We start from the raw sequence: 17,681 nt of genomic DNA, 5'->3' as shown, positions 1-17,681 counted from the left end.
TCCTCAGAACTTCAGGTCGATGATCTTGCGCATCCACAGCGCACCGATGGTCATGAGCACAAACGAAGCCCCGATCATGGCCCAGCCCAGGGGATGGGTGAACATGGAGTTCATGTAGTTCGGGCTCACCGCCAGCAGCATGGCCACGATGCCGAACGGCATGGCGATGAGGATGTAGGCGGAGAACTTGCCTTCGGCCGCCAGGGCTTTGATGTGGCCCTTGATCTCGGCGCGCTCCCGGATGGTTTCGTTGACCTGGTCCAGGACGTCGGCCAGGTTGCCGCCCACCTCGCGGTTGATTTGGATGGCCTGGGAGATCCAGACGAAATCCTCGTTCTTCATCCGGTCCGCGGTGTCGTTGAGGGCGGCCAGCAGGTCCCTGCCCAGGCTGGTCTCCGTGATCACGCGCCGCATTTCCTCCGACGTTGGCTTCTGTGATTCTGCCGCCGCAGCATCGATGGCGCGCAGGATGCTGTGCCCGGCGCGGAGGCCGCCGGACAGCAGCTGGAGGGTGTCGCCCAGCTGGCCGTCGAAGGTGGCCCGCCTTTTACCGGCAAGGAATCCCAGGACGAGTTTGCCGGCCATCGGTGCCAGCAGTGCCAGGAGGAGCCCCACCAGGGGTCCCACGGTGACGGTGCCTACCAGCATCCCTACGCCCGCGCCGATTCCCACCAGCAGGAAGAACTCGGCCTGGCTGAGCCGGAGCCCGGCGTTCTCAAGCTCGGGCCGGGCAAAGAGGGGGATGTTCCGGCCGGCGAGGAGCCGCTCGAAGGACCGGACGGCGGAGAGCGCCAAACGCGACAGGGAAGAGGGAGGTTCGGGATCGAAGGGACGACGGCGGTCCAGGGGCACGTCCGGCGCGCTTGGCAGCAGCACCGCGGCGCCGAACAGGGCCACGGCTGTGAGGAGGATGGCGGTTCCGGCAGCGAGAATCATGGCGTCTGTCACCGTCCGCCGTGGTTCTGGACCGCCGCCGCCTGGGGTCCGGCGAAGACGCCGGGGGAGACGTGGATGCCCAGGTCCTCGAACCGGTCGATGAAGCGTGGCCGGATGCCGGTGGCCACGGGCTTGCCGAGGAAGCGGCCGTGGGCGTCCACTCCGGCGGAGTAGTCGAAGACGAAGGCGTCCTGGAGGGTGACGATGTCCCCTTCCATGCCCTGGACTTCGGTGACGTGGGTGATGCGGCGGGAGCCGTCACGGAGCCGGGAGATCTGGACGATGAGGTTGACGGCGGAGGCGATCTGTTCGCGGATGGCGCGCAGCGGCAGGTCCATGCCGGCCATCAGCACCAGGGTTTCGAGCCTGGCCACCGCGTCCCGGGGCGAGTTGGAGTGGACCGTTGAGAGGGAGCCGTCGTGGCCGGTGTTCATGGCCTGGAGCATGTCCAGCGATTCCCCGCCGCGGACCTCGCCCACCACAATCCGGTCCGGGCGCATGCGCAGCGAGTTCCGCAGCAGTTCGCGGATGGTCACTTCGCCCTTGCCCTCGGTGTTCGGCGGGCGGCTTTCGAGCCGGACCACGTGCTGCTGCTGGATCTGCAGTTCCACGGCGTCCTCGATGGTCACGATCCGTTCGTCCGCGGGCAGGAAGGAGGACAGGACGTTCAGGAGGGTGGTCTTGCCGGTGCCTGTACCGCCGGAGACGATGATGTTGAGCTTGGCCTTGACGCAGGCGTTGAGCAGCTCGGCCATCTCGGGGGTGAGGGTGCCGAAGTCGATCAGGTTGCGGACAGTGAGGGGGACCTTGCTGAATTTACGGATGGTCAGTGAGGAGCCGCCCACGGCCAGCGGAGGGATGACCGCGTTGACGCGTGAGCCGTCCTCGAGGCGGGCGTCCACCAGCGGGGAGGACTCGTCGATGCGGCGGCCCACCTTGGAGACGATCCGCTCGATGACCTTGCGCAGGTGGTCCTCCGAGCTGAAGCGGGACTCCGTCAGGGTCAGCTTGCCCTTGCGTTCAACGTAGATCTGGTCCATCCGGTTGACCATGATTTCGGTGACGGCGGGATCGTCCAGCAGGCGCTGGAGGGGCCCGAAGCCCAGGACGTCGTCAGAAATATCCTGGACAAGCCGGGTGCGTTCCTCGGGCGTCAGCGGAACCTGTTCGGCGTCGATGATCCGGCTCAGTTCCTCCTTGGCCGTGCTCCGCAACTCGTGCTCTGTGGCCGTTGCGTCGTTGAAGCGCGCGCCCATCCGCTCAAAAAGCGCGGTAGCCGCACGGTGCTTCATGGCGGCGAAGACATCCACGGACTGTGCCTTGGGCACTGAGGGAGCTGAAGGCACAGGGGAGGCACCGGCGTCGGACGTTGGAACCACGACGGCGGGAGCGGCGGGCAGGTGCCGCGGCTCGCCCTCCCGGGTTCTGGCCGGGGCCGCCGCGGGACGCGGTGGTTCGAGCACGGCAACGCTGCTGGCGGCGGACTGGTTGCGGTCCTGGACCGCGCTGATCCGTTCGGAGAGTTTCATCAGATGACCACCCTTCGGTGCAGCTTCCGCTGGGTCTGGGTACGCCACGCCGGGTTGAAGCGCTCCACCAGCTGGCGGAGGCTTTTGACGGCGGGGTCCTTTTTGGATTCCTGGAGGACGGGGATGCCACGGTTGGTGGACAGGGCCACGGCGCGGGACCGGGGAACGCTGACGTCCACCGGGGCGCCGATGGTGGACTCGACATCCCGGACGTTGAGGCCGGCCTTGGCGTCGGCCATGTTCAGGACCACGTGCCGGGATTCGGGCATGATTTCCAGCTGGCGGAGCACCTCGAGGCCCGAACGCAGGCCGCGGAGGCTGGGGATGTCCATGGCGCTGACCCACACGACGTCGGTGCACTGTTCCATGGCGGCGAGGCCGATTTCGGGCATGCCGGGGGCCGTGTCCAGGACGACGTACTGGAATTCCTGGGCAAGCTGTTCCAGCAGGTGGGTGATCTGGTCGGGCGTGATGTGGTCCGCGTCCACCGGGTTCGGCGGCGCGCACAGGGCGTAGATCCCGGCGGGGTGCACCGTGAGGAAGGCCTTGAGGACCAGGGAGTCCTGGGCAGCGGCGGGGGTGACGGCATCCGTGACCGTGTGCTCGGGGTTGAGGTACAGGCCGGAGGCGACGTCGCCGAACTGCAGGTCCAGGTCCACAATGACCACGCTCATGGGGGCGATCTGGCCCAGGCCGATGGCGATGTTCGTGGCGAGTGTGGTTTTGCCGACGCCGCCCTTGGGCGAGAAGACGCCGATGACCAGGCCCTTGCCGCCGTTGTCCGCCGCCTGTGTTTCGGGGCTCCGGTGCCGGGTGGCGAAAGACTGGCAGGCGCGCTCCAGCAGCACACGGATCTCGGCGGCGTCCGCCTGCGGGCTGAGGATGTCCCTGATGCCGGCGCGCATGGCGTGGACCAGGAACGACGGGTCGATGTCGCTGACCAGCACCAGGCTGAGGCCGGGGAGCTGGACGTCGAAGACCTTGGCGAACCGCAGGGCCTCCTCGTAGGGAACATCCGGGCCGATGATCAGGACTTCGGGCTGCTCCTGGTTGAGGAGCGCGAACAGTTCGGCGGGGCCCGCGGGGAGGATGTCCGAGGCGATGGTCTGGACGGAGCCGCGGAGGCCGTGGGCGACGGCGGCGCGCAGCTTCTGGTCGAACTCGCCGCTGGGGGAGAGGAGGACGAACCGGCTCACTTGTAGACCACTTCCTTGCGTTCGATCCGGGGTCCGTTGTCCTGGGCGTCCAGGGGTTCCTTGGTGAGCCACAGCCTGCCGAACTCGGAGGCGAAAACGATCTTGCCGGCGTCGACATCGTTGACTGCGACGGTCAACATGAGCGAGCCTGCAGGGAGTGTTGTGTCTTGGGGGTTGACCTCGCCCTCGGCAGGTTCTTCTACGACCGCTGCCCTCTGAACCGCAGTTACGAGGACCTTGCGTAGTGTGAGCTGGGTTGTTGCATCCTCAAGCTTTGGTTTGTAAGCACCCTCTTCAAAGGACAAGAAAATGCCGACGTGGTCGCCGACGGTGATGCGTCCTCCCGCTAGCCTTTGCGGCTCCAGCTGGAACGAGACCTCCTGAAAACCTGCCGGGACGGTCGTAGTGCTCTTGTCCTCCACCACTTCGGGGGCCACGAGGCGCTCGGCCAGGAGCTGTTCGCCGGGGACAAGGTCCACTGCGCTGACGGTGTTGGCTTTTCCCTCCAGGGTGCTGAGGGCGCTGTCGGACTTTCCTGCTGCCGGGACCTTCTCGATGACCAGGGAAGCGGCCATGTCGTTGACCGGGGTGCCTGCCGGAATGGCGGTCTTGACCACCAGGACGTCCACGGGTTCGGTGGAGGCGAGGGCGCGCTGGTCGGCGCCGTTCGCGTAGAAGATGATGAGGAGGGCTCCCACGAGCGCCAGGGCAACCGCGGCCGTTCCGGCGAGCAGGCGAGACTTCACTTTCAGCTCCTGAATATTTGGGGTGGTGGCTAGAGGGTGGGGCGGGCGATGGTGGCGCCGTATTCGTCCACGGGCCCGAGGGTGTAGCCGTCGGCGAGGGAGACGTACTTGACGAAGCTGCCGATGATGCCGCGGCACTCGCCGCGGCATTCCGTGGCGGTGGTGACGCCCGTCGTCGTCGACGCCCTGTTCTGGAAGGTGTAAGGAAGGGACGAATCTCCGCTGAATTTCCAGCCGGTGACTTTGAAAGCGGCGAAGGAGACAAGCCCGTAGATGGCGCCGGCGCCGGCCCCGGTGACCTTGTTGAACACCGGGAGGAGCACGATGACGTCCCGGCCGGCGGTGATGTCACTGGCCCAGCGGTTGAGTTCGGTAGCGCAGTTGCCCGGCGCGTTGTTGCCGGGGTCGCTGCCGCCCTCGCTGACGGCGAGGTCGATGGTGCCGCCGCACTTTCCGGCGTCCTGGACCAGCCAGCCGAAACCGCCCTGCACTGCCGCGCCGGACGGGCCGTAGTTGCAGTCGGCGTTGGCGTTCTTTCCGTGTTCCTGGAGGCGCTGGAGACCGCCGCCGATGTTGTCCTTGACCTGGCAGATGGAGAATGCCAGGGGGAAAGCGGTGCGGCCGGCCCGGGGGCTTCCCCAGATGGCCGATCCCCGGGCACCCACTTCCTTGGTGGGAACGCCGAGGACGTCCGCGAAGAAGAGGGAGACGGAGTTGTCCGGGCCGCCTGCTTCCTTGGCGGAGGTGGTGACGCTGACTTTCCGGGCGGTTGTATCGAGCTCGATGGTGTGCACCTTACTCATGCCGTCCAGCGCGTTCTGGTTGGCCAGGCTGGTGGCGAGAGTGGAGGTTGTGGAACACGCCGGATCCGCTGCATTCCGCGCGCACTTCTGCGCCAGGGCAATAGCGGAGGCGTCGGCCCCATTCTGCAGCTGTGCGCGCTCCGAGTAGATCACCCCGACGTCCACGGCGATGGCCACGAAGCCGAGGAGGGTCACCATGAGGATGGCGACGATGACGCTGACGGCGCCATTTTCGTTCGCTTTGTCCAGGGTCAGCCGCCGCACAGCATGACCCCTTTGCCGGTCATCGGGAACGGGCCGGCGATGCCGGTGATGGTGGCCAGGTTGTACTTGATGGTGAGGGTCACCTGGGCGCCCGTGCTGCACGCGCTGGTGCTGAGCGTGATGTCCGAGGTGGGGATGGTGCTGCTGACGGATGCTGCCGCGTTCTGGGCGGCGGTCTTGGCTCCAGCGGGATCGTTGCCAATGGCCATGACCCGGACGCCGTCGCGGGCTGCGTTGGTGAGGGTGATCTGGGCGTTGTAGGCGCGGCCGAATTCGATGGTGCCCAGGACAAGCATCAAGAGGAGGGGCAGCAGGATCGCGAATTCGACGGCGGCTGCACCGCGTTCCGAATCGTGTGACACCTGCTGCACCTCCTCTAGGATGACTCGTGTTCTGTGCCTGCTTCTTTGAGGCGGTGCGGTTCCGATATGGGGGGCCGGAACCGGGGTCGAAAGATTTAGCCGCCTACAACCGGGGCGGCAGGGGCGAGCTCATTGTTGACGGAGTCGAAGAAGCCGTCGAGGGTGCCGCCCAGGGTGCTGACAGCAACGATGATGACGACTGCGATGAGGCCGACCATGATGCCGTATTCAACGGCGGTGGCACCCTTTTCTTCGTTGAGTCGGTTCTTGAGGTTGAAACCGAGGGTCTGAAGGGTAGCGATGAGAGAAAGCATTTGTACTCCTGAGCGAGACGGGGATGGCTGGCCCTGCACCAGCACTGAAACGAAGTTAGCAAGCAGATCTGCCACTAATCCCGGATCTTGGAGCATCCTGCGCAAAGGCTTTACACGGTGTATTTCTCCTGCGTTTTTGCTGGGTCCTTGCTGCGCTAACGCTGGATTTCTCAAGTCCGTGAACACACAAGCGGACCCCCTCGGTTCTGGGTGCCGAGGGGGTCCGGTATGTGGGGCGCCTGGCGGCGCTGCGGCGGGAAGACTATGGGATACCGAGAGCAGTCTTCACGCCAGTGGTGAGGAAGCCGAAAAACAAGTTGAGTGAGGTCCCGAACAGACCCACACCGGCGACAATCACCATTGCTATGAACCCAGTGAGGATGCTGTACTCCGTCGCGGTGGCGCCGCGTTCCTGGTCGCTCAGGCGGGTGAACCACGCGGCCACCCGGAGCACGATCACAGTCAGACGATTCATAATTCCTCCTAGGAAAAGGCGGCGACGATGTTCATGACGGCCGGCCCCAGCAGGATGATGAAGAGGGTCGGAAAAATAAAGAAGATAAGAGGAAAGAGGATCTTCACTGGAATCTTCATCGCGTGTTCCTCGGCCCGTTGCCGGCGCTTAAGCCTCATCTCGTGGGCCTGAACCTTCAATACCTTTGCGATGGCAATGCCGTACGCATCGGCTTGGACAATGGCCCGAATGAAGGAACGAAGGTCGGGTACGTCGACGCGATCAGACATTGCCAGGTAGGCCTCCTTGCGGGAACGTCCCACCTGCATATCCTGCAAAGTGCGGGTCATCTCATCCGCCAGCGGTCCGCTGCCATTTTGGGCGGTGCGGGCCATCGCAGCCTCGAATCCCAGGCCCGCCTGCACCGAGATCAGCATCTGGTCCAGGGTATTCGGCAGCTCCTGGCGAATTTTCGCCCTCCGCTTCTCAGCATTGGTGCGTACCAGTAGGTCCGGTGCGAAGTACCCGAACGCCAGCGCCGCGACAAGAACTGCAAAGCGTGCGGGTGCCGGTGAGGCGAGGAAGTTGAGGAGCCCAAGGACGCCGGCGCCGAGCGCCAGCGTTGGCTTCACAATCAGTAGCCGCTCCAGCGGCCAATCCTTTGGTCGGCCTACGGCCGCCAGCTGCTTGTCGAGCCAGGCAACGTAGCCTACTGGCGTGGCTTTGCGTGCAATAGCGCCGAACTCTGCCGCGAGGTTCTGCGGCGCCGCATTCCTTGCGCGCTGACCAAGATTGGCTTGGATGTTTCGCAAGGCAACCCTGTCAGTTGCCGCGACGGACCATACCAGGTACGTGATGGGCAGAATTATGGCCAGAATTGCCCCAAGCGCCATGGGTGACATGTCGACCCTCCTAGTACTTCGGTTTGATCAAGCGGCTGAGCCAGAAGCCGCCGGCTGTAAGCATCACAGCTGCGGCGCCAAGCATGAGGAATCCTGGGACCGTGCTAGTGAACGTCTTGGCGTACTGCGCGTTGATCAGGATCAGAGCGAAGAAAAGCACCACCGGGAGTCCCATGAGAACCGCCGCCGACATCTTTCCTTCTGCGCTGAGGGCTTTGACCTGGCGTCTGATCTGATTCCGATCCCGGATGGTCTCACCCACGTGGTCAAGCACTTCAGCAAGGTCACCGCCCACTTCCCGATGTATCTCGATGGCCTGGGAGATCCATGCAAAGTCCTCACTGCCCGTACGTGCGGAGACGTCGATCATGGACTCCCGAAGGTCCCGCCCGATCCTGGTTTCGTTGACGATTCGGCTAAGCTCCTCGGACATTGGAGCATCCGTCTCCCGAGCCGAAGCATCAATTGCCCGCATGAGGCTGTGCCCTGCCCGCATGCTCCCCGTCAGCATTTGCAGTGTGTCGGGGAGTTGCTCGTCGAACTTGCTCTTGCGGCGCGAGGTCAATACGGAAAGGTAAGCCATCATGCCGGCAGGTACGACTGCGATCATCAGAATCGCGAAGAACAGCCCACCCAAAAGGAATCCGAAGACGCTGCCAGCGACCGTGCCTGCACCCATCATGAGCAGGAAGTCGGCGGGTTGGGTTTTGAGGCCTGCCCGCTCGAGTTTCTCCCGGCTTACCAGGAAGTCGTTTTTTCCCTTCAGCTGCTTGTTAATTGCCCCCACCGCCGAATCGGTTAGGACGGTCAGCCTTGAGCTGGCGGAGACGACGTCCGGCCGACGCCGCGAGAGGGGGATCGCGTTTCCGGGCTTGAGGACGACGACGAACAGAACTGTCATCGCAGTAAGGATCATCAGCACGCCCACTAAGAACATCAGCATTGGGGCTTCGGGAGCTTCCATCACCGTCCCCTGACCGCTTGAGCGCCGAATACAGCGGGAGAGATCTTAATGCCGAGCTCCTCAAAACGGTCCGTGAAGCGTGGCCGCACCCCCGTGGGAATCGGCTTCCCCAGGAAACGTCCGTTGGCATCTATGCCGGCCGAGTAGTCGAAGACAAAGGCGTCCTGAAGCGTGACGATGTCTCCCTCCATTCCCTGGACCTCCGTGATGTGCGTTACCCGCCGGGATCCGTCACGAAGCCGCGAAATATGCACGATGAGGTTTACGGCTGATGCGATCTGCTCCCGGATGGCTCGAAGCGGAAGGTCCATACCCGCCATGAGGACCAAGGTCTCCAACCGGGCCACTGCATCCCTGGGGGAGTTCGCGTGGACGGTTGAGATCGAGCCATCGTGGCCCGTATTCATTGCCTGGAGCATGTCCAAAGACTCACCACCGCGGACTTCACCAACAACGATCCGGTCTGGCCTCATGCGAAGAGAGTTGCGCACCAAATCACGGATGGAAACTTCGCCCTTGCCTTCGATGTTTGCCGGCCGGCTCTCCAACCTGACGACGTGGTCCTGTTGGAGTTGCAGTTCAACCGCGTCCTCAATGGTGACGATGCGGTCCGTGGCCGGAATGAAGGATGAGAGAACGTTCAGCATCGTCGTCTTTCCGGTACCCGTACCGCCTGACACGATGATGTTCATCTTGGCGAGGACGCATGCCTGCAAGAGCTCTGCCATCTCAGGGGACAAGCTGCCAAAGCTGATCAGCTTTTGAACAGTCAGCGCCTCCCTGCCAAATTTTCGGATGGTGAGGGACGCGCCATTGACGGCCAGGGGCGGAATGATGGCGTTCACGCGTGAACCATCTGGCAGGCGGGCGTCCACGAGCGGCGACGACTCGTCGATCCGCCGGCCGATGCGCGTCACGATGCGTTCGATCACTCGCCGCAGCGCCTCTTCGGAACTGAACTTGGTATCCGTGAGGAACAAGTGGCCGTTACGCTCCACATAGATTTGGTCAGCCCGATTGACCATGATTTCCGTGACTGTAGGGTCGTCCAGATAACGCTGCATCGGCCCATGGCCCAAGACATCGTCGATGATTTCCCGGGTTAGCCGCTGGCGCTCGCCCTGTGACAGGGGGACCTGCTCTTCATCGACGACGGCTTTCAGTTCGTCTTTGACGAACTGGTGAAGCTCTGTTTCGTCCAAGGAGGAGTCGGTGATTCGCGATCCCAGCCGTTCGTACAGTGCTTGGCTGGCACGCTCTTTCAAACCCGACAAGGCTTCGCTGGCGTTTCCGGTGGTCACCTCCATCACAGCGGGGGCCTGAGCCTGCTGCGTCGCCTGCGCCTGCTGGATGGCGCCGAGTGTAGCTGGCTGTGGCTGTGATGGGGAAGAGGCCGGCACCTCAAGGCCGCCGATTTCGTCGCCGCGCAACTTCGCGAATCGATGTGAGAGAGTCACTGGACTACCGCCCTTCTGTGCAGCTTCTTGCGTGGAGCCTCCCAGTTCGGTTTGAAGCGCTCCACCAGCTGCCTGAGGCCTTTCGCTGCCGGGTCCCTACTCCCGTCCTGCAGTAGGGGAACGCCTTTGTTAGTGGAGAAGGGGACATTCCTGGAACGGGGAAGGACTATGTCTACCGGAGCACCGATTGTCGCTTCTACGTCCTGAACCGTGAGGCCGGTCTTGCGATCGGCCATGTTGAGGATCACGTGTCGGTGATCTGGGAGCAGGTCAAGCTCCGAAAGAATCTGGAACCCCGTTCGCAAACCCCGAATGCTCGGAATGTCCATGCCGCAAACCCAAACAGCATCTGTTGCTTGTTCCAGGGTTGCGAGGACGTGTTCACCAAGCCCTGGAGCCGTATCCACCACTACGTACTGGAATTCGGCGCGGAGCTGGCGCAAGAGGTGACTGATGTGTTCGCCGCTAATCCTGTCCATATCAATGGGGTTGCGGGGGGCACAGAGGACGTAGATGTTGCCGGCGTGCAGCGTCAGGTAAGTCTTGAGGACCATGGCATCTTGGCTCGCCGCGCCAACAACTGCGTCCGTAATAGTGAAGTCGGGCTCCAACATGAGACCACTGCCGATGTCACCGAACTGGAGATCCAGATCCACCACAACGACGCTCATGGGAGCGATTTGTCCCAGACCGATGGCAAGGTTGCTGGCGATCGTTGTTTTGCCAACGCCACCCTTGGGCGACATGACGGCGATAACCCGGCCTCCCTCGGTAGTGGGACGTTCCGCCGTGTTGGGACTCAGTCCGCGTCGACGACCAGCCGCAGCAAGGCTTGCGCGTTCCACCAACGCCCTCACCTGGTCCATGTCGGCCGAGGGCGGAAGGAGATCCCGGATGCCGGAACGCATGGCGTTCAGTGCCAGCTCGCCGTCGTCGTCCGCAGCCAAAACAATGCTAATTTCGGGGTACTGCAGGTCCAAGATGGCTGCGAACTTCAGTGCCTCATCCTGGGGCAGCCCGGGGCCAAGGATCAGGACCTCGGGCGGTTCGCCGGCTTGCTGCCGAAGGATGTCCTCCGGGGATTCGGGCAGGTAAGCCGCCTGGAAGTACTGAAGCGATCCACTCAAGGGGGCTACGGAAGCCCGAACTTTGCGTTCATAATCTACGGAGGGTGAGATCAAAATGAAGCGGCTCATCGGAATACCTTTGTCTGGTTGACGACTCCGCTGGTGCCCTCGGTGGCGCTCGCCGGCTCTTTCGAGAGGTAGATCTTCCCGAATTCCGCGGCGTACACCAGTTTTTCAGCATCAACGGCGTTCCTGGCGAATGTGATCAGGTAGGAGTCGCTTGAAGTCTGCTTAGCCTGGCTGTCTGCATTGAGGGCGCCCTGCGAGCTGGCTTGCGTCGCCTCCCCCTGGGTCTGCGCTGCCTGGCCTGAGCTGAACTGGACCGCCGTCACAAGGACTTTGTGGAAAGTCAGCTGAGTCCCGCTGCCACCCTCCGCTTCAGCTCCGCCAGCGTCGCCGAGCGAAATGAAGACCCCCACTGTGTCGCCGGCTTGTATCTTGCCGCCAACGACCCGGTCGATGCTGAGGCGAACTGTGATTTCCTGTAGTCCTTCGGGAACCTCCACCCGGGCGGGTCCCAGGAACGCGTTTGCGTCCACCATGCGGCTGTTGAGCAGTTGTTCTCCAGGCTGCAGGGCAACGGCCGTTACTTTCGAGCCAAGAGATCCCAGGTCGTCAACAACGCCTTCGGCCACCGCTGTCCGCGGAACAGTCTTCGTGATGAGGTACTGGCCGAGTTGGCTGGCCGGAGTGCCAGCCGCCACCTCCTGCTTTACCACTAGGACGTCGTCCGTTTCTGTGTTGGCAAGAGCCCGGCGATCGGCCCCTTGCACGTAGTTGAAGAGAAGGACAGTGCCTATGATTGCGACAACCAATGCGGCGATGCCTCCCAGTAGGCGTGCTTTCATAACTTTCCCCTTTTGTGGATTTCTACTTCACGAGGTGTGGTGGCAGTTCGGCGCCTCCGCCGGAATAACCGCCACCGCCGTATAACGCCGGATCGGCGACCCAGCTGACAAACTTTCCCCGAACTCCGCGGTTCGTTCCCCCGAGGCCCGTTTGATCGCCCCCAGTTGATCCAGGAAAGCTGTAGCCCAAGAGCAGGAAGGCTGCATAGCCTTTGATGTAATACTTCGCGTTAGCGCCCGTTCCTACGACGGATGAGAAGACAGGAAACAGGATTACCTGGTTCAGGTACGTAGGTATGAGGTCCTTGCATTCCGATGGGAAACTTAGGCCCGTTTTTGATATTGCGTACGGATCTACAACACCGGCTGTCGTCGTGTCATCCGGATGCACGGTTGCCTCGCATTCGCCGGAATCCGGGATGAGCCATTCGAAGCCGCCCGGGATTGGCGCTCCCGAAGGACTGTCGCTCACACAGCTTTCGCTGCCGTGCGTGAGGATTGTGTGGATGGCTCCGTCTACGTCGAACTGACACGGCGCGAAGGTCAGCGGCAGAGCTGCGGGACCGGATCCTGGCGAACCCCAAGCAGCCGTTGAGGTCGCTCCGACCGTCACGGGCCCCGCGTTGAGGGCACTGGCAAACATCTTTGTCAGGAAGCTAGAGGACCCGCTTTTGGTTGACGTAGTTACAGTCACCTGCCCGGCGACACTAAGGTCGACTGTGGCATCACTTAGACCGTCGTTGGAGTTGGCGTTGGCCAAAGGGCCAGCCAGCGAAGTTGTGCAAGGCCCGGGGTCACAACTCTCTGCGACAGCCAGCGCCCCGGCGTCGGCGCCATTCTGAAGTTGCGCCCGTTCCGCATATATCTGGCCAACATCGACGGCTACGGCACCAACTCCAATGAGCACCACCATCATGACAGCAACTGTCACTCCCGCGGCGCCCTGTTCATCTGGCTCAGGAAACTTATATTTTGAAGTTAGCCACCGCATTGCATGGCTCCTTTACCTGTCAGGGTCAATGAGGACCCGAAAAACCCCGTGAGCGAGGTACCGGTGTAAGTCACGGTGACAGTCGCGTTTGGAGCGGGCGTGGTGGCAGGGCAACCTGCCGCGGAATAGTCGAACGTCAGCAGGCCGGTGTTAATCGAAGGAGCACCGGCTTTGCCGGCAGCCGTTGCTTGCGCTGAGTCCTTCGTGATGGCCATAGTCCTGGCTGCCTCGCGAGACGCTTGCGTCACCGACACTTGAATGTTGTAGGCGTTTGCGAACTCAACGATGGCGATGATCAAAGCGAGGAGGATCGGAGCAATGAGAGCGAATTCGACGGCCACCGCACCTCGTTCTTCATCCGGCGGACTGCTGTGCCTGCGTTTCAAAGGAACCCCTTGGACTAATTTCGGCTGAGATGAGTACGGTGTGCCGCGCAATATGGCGCGGCACACCGTGAACTTTTGGACTACCAGGTGCCGACCGTGGTGCCCAGGGTGCTGAACCACTTGTCCAGCTCTCCGCCGAAGAATCCGACGCCGGCGACAAGGACAAGGGCAATAAGTCCTACCAGCAGTGAGTACTCCGTCGCAGTTGCGCCCTTCTCGGATTCGAAGCGCTCCTTGATACCGGCGATGAAAGCAGTCATTGAGACCATGAGAGAAGTCATTGTAATTTCCTTAAATTCGGTGAAATTGGATTTGTTTGATTTCAACGAATTTCCAGCTGCCCCCATAATTCCCTAGCGGCTGGACTTCGCTAATAAGAGATTGTCATTCGGGGGGTGAGGGCAACAATGCGTAGTGGTACTCGACTTTTTCAAGGTGCGCCAAAAGTACGTACTCGAAAGTGGGCGACAGTACTCAGGCAGGTATGCGAGTACATGGGTCCGCTACTTGGAGGGCGGTGTTTGTGAGGAGGGGCAAAGCCTAAAGGTTCCCAGAGCCCGGTTACCGGAGGAAGAGCAAGGTGCCCGCCAAGGCGCCGAGCATGGAGGGCCCGTGAGCTACTTCCGTGGCTTCTTTCCGGCCTTTTTTGCTCAGGACTGCGACTGTAACAAGGCCGTTAAAGATGAAGCAGAGGAGACCGCCGTACAGCAGTTGGCCCCAGCCTAGGTACCCGAGGTACAGGCCCACTGGCGCAGCGAGCTTTACGTCGCCCATTCCGATGGCGCCGGGGGAGATAAGGCCCAGGATAAGGTAACCGGCAAACAAAATCAGGGCTCCTAGTACCGAGCGAAGCAGGTTATCGGCCTGCAGGTTAAGCAGCCCTGGCATTAGCAAGAGAAAGAAGCCGCCGGCGAGAAGTATGAGTACGAGCGGGTTGGGCAGCAGATGCAGCGCGATATCGATCCGCGACAGCTGAACGCCGATGACCGCCAGAAAAATAAATGCGGGGAGAGAAAGATCCATTCCTAGCCGCCAAGTAAAGGCGCCGCACAGAATGCCGGTAAGTACCGCCGTCGTAATCCTTATGGGTGCGGTATTACGACAGGCCAGCCGCGGAAGCCGCCGTGCAATAGCGCTTTCGGTAAGAGGAGATAAGGCCAGACCTAAGAGGGTGGCTGAGACGACCAGGAGCAACCCGGCGGAACCGTCCATTCCTGATGCAACCACGCGACCCCCTGCGTCCGTCAGGCCGGCAGGCACTTGGGCAACCTCCGGCTACCCCATTTTGACCCTGAAGCCCTTAACACGCTAATCTTGGGAGTCGTTGTGCGTGTCCTATTCCGATGGTGCGTGCCCGCTTGAGAATCCGGTTGCAGGATAACTACTCAACGTGCACATTCGGAACCACAGGATGACTGGTTACATAGAGCCCTCACCTCTGTTCCGGTAGCGCGCAGATAGTAGGTGCACGAGCTAGTGACACCTAAACAAGAACGCCAGAACAAGAACGAGGCAAACACCGTGCGTACGTACACCCCGAAGCCCGGCGATATCAACCGCCAGTGGCACGTCATTGACGCCACAGACGTTGTCCTTGGTCGTCTCGCGAGCCAGACCGCAATCCTGCTGCGCGGCAAGCACAAGGCCACCTTTGCGTCCCACATGGACATGGGCGACTTCGTCATCATCATCAACGCCGAAAAGGTTGCCCTCACCGGCGCCAAGCTGGAGCAGAAGCGCGCATACCGCCACTCCGGCTACCCGGGCGGCCTGACCTCCGTCAACTACGCGGAACTCCTGGAATCCAACCCGGTCCGCGCCGTGGAGAAGGCCATCAAGGGCATGCTCCCGAAGAACTCCCTCGCTGCCCAGCAGCTGGGCAAGCTGAAGGTATACCGCGGTGCTGAGCACCCGCACGCCGCCCAGCAGCCCAAGACTTTCGAAATCACCCAGGTCGCCCAGTAGTCCTGGCCACCAAACAACTTATCTATACAAGGAGAATCGTGGCTCAGAACGAAGAGACCACCGAAGCCGTTGAGGCTGAGGAAACCCTGACCAGCTACACGTCTGAAAGCTCAGCTGCTGACGCCGCTGCGCCGAAGAAGGAGCGCCCGGCCCTGACCGTTGCCGGTGCAGCTGTTGGCCGCCGCAAGGAAGCCGTTGCACGTGTTCGCGTCGTCCCCGGCTCCGGTAAGTGGACCATCAACGGCCGTGCGCTGGACAACTACTTCCCGAACAAGCTGCACCAGCAGGACGTCAACGAGCCCTTCAAGATCCTTGATCTCGAAGGCGCCTACGATGTCATCGCCCGCATCCACGGCGGCGGCATCTCCGGCCAGGCCGGCGCACTGCGCCTCGGCATCGCCCGTTCGCTGAACGAGATCGACGTCGAGAACAACCGCGCCACCCTGAAGAAGGCCGGTTACCTGTCTCGCGACGCCCGCGTTATCGAGCGTAAGAAGGCCGGTCTCAAGAAGGCCCGCAAGGCTCAGCAGTACTCCAAGCGCTAACCCCCGCTTACACAGAAGCCCGTCCCGCCATTGGCGGGGCGGGCTTTTGTGCGTGTTGTCTGTCAGTCTTTGAGAAGCCGATAAACGGTAGTGTTCCCGAGGCGTTCGGGGGAGTAGTTTCTGTGCACCCAGCGGGAGATGGCACTGGACGTCCACTCAGCCGCCTGGACTTCGATCAAAGCTTCCTGTTCGACGAAGTAGCATATTTCTCCGCCCGCGACTTTTTCCTGAAATTCTTCAAGCGTCGGGGACGGGTCGTGCCCAGCAAAGCCGCCTATCGGCATGACAGGCCGTACTGACTCAAGCTGGAGGCGCGCAGCGGTTTGGGCTGCGTAAGTAGCCGCAGCCCAAGTGCAGTCCTGTGTTCCGTTCAGGGCATCTACAAGTGGCCTGTCTGGTAAACGCCCGAGAACTAGGTCGTGGGCCCACACCGGATCGTTTTCATTTAGCCTCTTCAAGAAGTGACTGATGCCAGTTGGGTTTTTCGTTACCATCCCCGAGAGTGGGTTGGAGCCACTGAATCCGAGCGTTACATTGTGAATAGAGGTAGCTGTTGGTCCAAACAGCAACGACACCGCAAGGAGGCCTGCTGCGGCTGATTCAATCTTGCGTGCCGGTGGCTCGATGACCAACGCGGCGGTGGCCGTGATTCCAACTCCGAGGACAGCAGAGGGAAGCCACTCGGGCCAGCCACTGGTTCCTGACATTATCAGCCAGGTTGTGAGTAGGCCCACGAGGGCTAACGTGGCCCCGACTATGCGGAGCCGAACCGACTTGCGGTTGACGATGAGGTTGTCCAAAGTGACGCTCAAGACTATGGCTAGAGGCGGTGCAAGCGCGGCTGTGTAGTAAGTGTGGATTTGGTTCCCCATAAAGCTGAGGAGAGCAAATGCAGTACACATCCAGACCACGGCTGCCAAGGACAAGGCACTTAGTACAGGTGTTCTATAGAAGTCTTTCCAGCGGAAGGCGAGCATGAATACCGCCAGAATTCCCACGAAGAGGAACCAAGTAGCTTCCTGGTTGTAGTTCACGTTCAGCAGTCTGAAGAGGCCGGCATCACTAGCAACGGAGCTGTACTCGCTGGGTGCTTGCATGACTCTTGGAGTTGTCTCACCTCCAGAGATCCTCTCCACGCCGTTATAAGCAAAGGTGAGTTCAAGCACGCTGTTTGAGGGGGAACCTCCCACATAGGGCCGGACATCCGCGGGAATTTGATCCACGATTGTCATCCACAAACCGCCGGTGACTATCAATGCGCCCGTGCCCGCCGCTGCCGTTGCTAAGCGCTTCGGCCAAATTTGAGGGCTCAACAGTAAAAAGGCCAAACCCAAGGCGGGAACATTCAGCAGTCCTTGCAGTTGTTTAGTCATGAAGGCCAACCCTAAAAGGACTCCAGCTATCACGAAGAACCGCCCCTGCCCGGATTCAATGCTGCGCATTACGCACCAAAAAGCGGACACCATGAGCAGCAACATGAGGGGATCGGGATTGTTGTAGCGCGACATGAGGGTGATTATTGGTGTCGTGAAGAACACGGCTGCTCCGAAGAGTGAAGCCACAGCCGAGACGCGTCGCCTTAGGATCAAGTAGATCAGCAGTGTTGTCCCAACGCCCATGACAACTTGAGGTAGCAAGATGGCCGTAGGGCTGAAGCCGAATAGCCGTACAGATAGCCCCATGACCCAGAGGCTTAGTGGCGGCTTGTCGACCGTAATCGAATTTCCCCAATCGGAGGATCCGAAAAAGAACGCCTTGGGATCCATCATTCCGGATTGCACGGCAGCACTGTAGTAGTTGTTCGCGAAACCGTTTGTACCCAAGTTCCAGCCGTATAGCACCGCATTAAGAGCTAATAACGAAAGTAAAGTCGGACGTTCCCAGACAGGATC

At 61.4% G+C, this 17,681-nt stretch carries 20 protein-coding genes; 2 read left to right on the top strand and 18 right to left on the bottom strand.

The annotated features are described in order from the left end of the window. Nucleotides 1-3: 3 nt before the first annotated feature. The 17 genes from HTS88_RS06665 to HTS88_RS06585 form a co-directional block, all read right to left on the bottom strand. On the bottom strand, nucleotides 4-936 hold the full coding sequence (locus HTS88_RS06665) for a type II secretion system F family protein (RefSeq protein WP_174176704.1): 933 nt from the start codon (nucleotides 934-936) through the stop codon (nucleotides 4-6). 8 nt (nucleotides 937-944) lie between these two features. After that, nucleotides 945-2,465 (bottom strand): TadA family conjugal transfer-associated ATPase, encoded by a 1,521-nt coding sequence (locus tag HTS88_RS06660; protein WP_174176695.1) that lies wholly within the window; start codon nucleotides 2,463-2,465, stop codon nucleotides 945-947. Next, a complete protein-coding gene (locus tag HTS88_RS06655; protein WP_174176693.1) occupies nucleotides 2,465-3,661 on the bottom strand; it encodes an AAA family ATPase in 1,197 nt (398 codons plus the stop codon). Before HTS88_RS06655 ends, HTS88_RS06660 begins: the two co-directional genes overlap by 1 nt. Next, a complete protein-coding gene (gene cpaB, locus HTS88_RS06650; protein ID WP_174176602.1) occupies nucleotides 3,658-4,407 on the bottom strand; it encodes an RcpC/CpaB family pilus assembly protein in 750 nt (249 codons plus the stop codon). The genes HTS88_RS06655 and cpaB (HTS88_RS06650) overlap by 4 nt, the downstream gene beginning before the upstream one ends. A 29-nt stretch (nucleotides 4,408-4,436) precedes the next feature. Continuing rightward, nucleotides 4,437-5,474 (bottom strand): pilus assembly protein TadG-related protein, encoded by a 1,038-nt coding sequence (locus tag HTS88_RS06645; protein WP_174176691.1) that lies wholly within the window; start codon nucleotides 5,472-5,474, stop codon nucleotides 4,437-4,439. After that, the gene (locus tag HTS88_RS06640; RefSeq protein WP_174176689.1) at nucleotides 5,462-5,836 is read right to left on the bottom strand and encodes a TadE/TadG family type IV pilus assembly protein; all 375 of its coding nucleotides are present in this window, start codon (nucleotides 5,834-5,836) and stop codon (nucleotides 5,462-5,464) included. The genes HTS88_RS06645 and HTS88_RS06640 overlap by 13 nt, the downstream gene beginning before the upstream one ends. 95 nt (nucleotides 5,837-5,931) lie before the next feature. Then, nucleotides 5,932-6,150: a Flp family type IVb pilin gene (locus HTS88_RS06635; protein ID WP_174176687.1), complete on the bottom strand. Its 219-nt coding sequence runs from the start codon at nucleotides 6,148-6,150 to the stop codon at nucleotides 5,932-5,934. Between the two features lie 262 nt (nucleotides 6,151-6,412). Continuing rightward, nucleotides 6,413-6,625, bottom strand: coding sequence for a Flp family type IVb pilin (locus HTS88_RS06630; RefSeq protein WP_174176685.1), 213 nt, complete (start codon nucleotides 6,623-6,625; stop codon nucleotides 6,413-6,415). Between the two features lie 8 nt (nucleotides 6,626-6,633). After that, nucleotides 6,634-7,506, bottom strand: a complete 873-nt coding sequence (locus HTS88_RS06625) for a type II secretion system F family protein (protein ID WP_174176683.1) — start codon at nucleotides 7,504-7,506, stop codon at nucleotides 6,634-6,636. A gap of 10 nt (nucleotides 7,507-7,516) precedes the next feature. Next, nucleotides 7,517-8,470 (bottom strand): type II secretion system F family protein, encoded by a 954-nt coding sequence (locus tag HTS88_RS06620; protein WP_174176680.1) that lies wholly within the window; start codon nucleotides 8,468-8,470, stop codon nucleotides 7,517-7,519. Then, nucleotides 8,470-9,927, bottom strand: coding sequence for an ATPase, T2SS/T4P/T4SS family (locus tag HTS88_RS06615; RefSeq protein WP_174176671.1), 1,458 nt, complete (start codon nucleotides 9,925-9,927; stop codon nucleotides 8,470-8,472). Before HTS88_RS06615 ends, HTS88_RS06620 begins: the two co-directional genes overlap by 1 nt. Continuing rightward, on the bottom strand, nucleotides 9,924-11,123 hold the full coding sequence (locus HTS88_RS06610; protein ID WP_174176669.1) for a CpaE/TadZ family protein: 1,200 nt from the start codon (nucleotides 11,121-11,123) through the stop codon (nucleotides 9,924-9,926). The genes HTS88_RS06615 and HTS88_RS06610 overlap by 4 nt, the downstream gene beginning before the upstream one ends. Beyond that, complete coding sequence (gene cpaB, locus HTS88_RS06605; protein ID WP_174176666.1) at nucleotides 11,120-11,902, bottom strand: Flp pilus assembly protein CpaB; 783 nt, start codon at nucleotides 11,900-11,902, stop codon at nucleotides 11,120-11,122. The genes HTS88_RS06610 and cpaB (HTS88_RS06605) overlap by 4 nt, the downstream gene beginning before the upstream one ends. A 22-nt stretch (nucleotides 11,903-11,924) precedes the next feature. Beyond that, nucleotides 11,925-12,893, bottom strand: a complete 969-nt coding sequence (locus HTS88_RS06600) for a pilus assembly protein TadG-related protein (RefSeq protein WP_174176664.1) — start codon at nucleotides 12,891-12,893, stop codon at nucleotides 11,925-11,927. Further along, a complete protein-coding gene (locus tag HTS88_RS06595) occupies nucleotides 12,881-13,279 on the bottom strand; it encodes a TadE/TadG family type IV pilus assembly protein (RefSeq protein WP_174176662.1) in 399 nt (132 codons plus the stop codon). Before HTS88_RS06595 ends, HTS88_RS06600 begins: the two co-directional genes overlap by 13 nt. An 80-nt stretch (nucleotides 13,280-13,359) precedes the next feature. Then, a complete protein-coding gene (locus HTS88_RS06590) occupies nucleotides 13,360-13,560 on the bottom strand; it encodes a Flp family type IVb pilin (RefSeq protein ID WP_174176660.1) in 201 nt (66 codons plus the stop codon). A gap of 280 nt (nucleotides 13,561-13,840) precedes the next feature. Continuing rightward, a complete protein-coding gene (locus HTS88_RS06585; RefSeq protein WP_309296835.1) occupies nucleotides 13,841-14,302 on the bottom strand; it encodes a prepilin peptidase in 462 nt (153 codons plus the stop codon). A gap of 498 nt (nucleotides 14,303-14,800) precedes the next feature. On the opposite strand from HTS88_RS06585, the gene rplM reads away from it, so the two are divergent. Together rplM and rpsI are read left to right on the top strand one after the other, a co-directional pair. After that, nucleotides 14,801-15,244 (top strand): 50S ribosomal protein L13, encoded by a 444-nt coding sequence (rplM, locus tag HTS88_RS06580; RefSeq protein ID WP_015937805.1) that lies wholly within the window; start codon nucleotides 14,801-14,803, stop codon nucleotides 15,242-15,244. 38 nt (nucleotides 15,245-15,282) lie between these two features. Continuing rightward, complete coding sequence (rpsI, locus tag HTS88_RS06575; RefSeq protein ID WP_050684362.1) at nucleotides 15,283-15,789, top strand: 30S ribosomal protein S9; 507 nt, start codon at nucleotides 15,283-15,285, stop codon at nucleotides 15,787-15,789. A gap of 62 nt (nucleotides 15,790-15,851) precedes the next feature. On the opposite strand, the gene HTS88_RS06570 is transcribed toward rpsI, so the two are convergent. Beyond that, a complete protein-coding gene (locus HTS88_RS06570) occupies nucleotides 15,852-17,570 on the bottom strand; it encodes a glycosyltransferase family 39 protein (RefSeq protein ID WP_174176639.1) in 1,719 nt (572 codons plus the stop codon). Between the last annotated feature and the right edge of the window lie 111 nt (nucleotides 17,571-17,681).

The organism is Pseudarthrobacter oxydans (assembly GCF_013314975.1).
GTDB lineage: Bacteria > Actinomycetota > Actinomycetes > Actinomycetales > Micrococcaceae > Arthrobacter > Arthrobacter oxydans.
This window is presented reverse-complemented; position numbering and strand designations above follow the sequence as displayed.

What these genes read in the sequence shown, in the direction of transcription:
- HTS88_RS06610 (WP_174176669.1), bottom strand. Translation starts at nt 11,123, where the DNA reads ATGAGCCGCTTCATTTTGATCTCACCCTCCGTAGATTATGAACGCAAA.
- HTS88_RS06660 (WP_174176695.1), bottom strand. Translation starts at nt 2,465, where the DNA reads ATGAAACTCTCCGAACGGATCAGCGCGGTCCAGGACCGCAACCAGTCC.
- HTS88_RS06665 (WP_174176704.1), bottom strand. Translation starts at nt 936, where the DNA reads ATGATTCTCGCTGCCGGAACCGCCATCCTCCTCACAGCCGTGGCCCTG.
- HTS88_RS06600 (WP_174176664.1), bottom strand. Translation starts at nt 12,893, where the DNA reads ATGCGGTGGCTAACTTCAAAATATAAGTTTCCTGAGCCAGATGAACAG.
- HTS88_RS06635 (WP_174176687.1), bottom strand. Translation starts at nt 6,150, where the DNA reads ATGCTTTCTCTCATCGCTACCCTTCAGACCCTCGGTTTCAACCTCAAG.
- HTS88_RS06630 (WP_174176685.1), bottom strand. Translation starts at nt 6,625, where the DNA reads ATGAATCGTCTGACTGTGATCGTGCTCCGGGTGGCCGCGTGGTTCACC.
- HTS88_RS06590 (WP_174176660.1), bottom strand. Translation starts at nt 13,560, where the DNA reads ATGACTTCTCTCATGGTCTCAATGACTGCTTTCATCGCCGGTATCAAG.
- HTS88_RS06625 (WP_174176683.1), bottom strand. Translation starts at nt 7,506, where the DNA reads ATGTCACCCATGGCGCTTGGGGCAATTCTGGCCATAATTCTGCCCATC.
- HTS88_RS06585 (WP_309296835.1), bottom strand. Translation starts at nt 14,302, where the DNA reads ATGGATCTTTCTCTCCCCGCATTTATTTTTCTGGCGGTCATCGGCGTT.
- HTS88_RS06620 (WP_174176680.1), bottom strand. Translation starts at nt 8,470, where the DNA reads ATGGAAGCTCCCGAAGCCCCAATGCTGATGTTCTTAGTGGGCGTGCTG.
- cpaB (WP_174176666.1), bottom strand. Translation starts at nt 11,902, where the DNA reads ATGAAAGCACGCCTACTGGGAGGCATCGCCGCATTGGTTGTCGCAATC.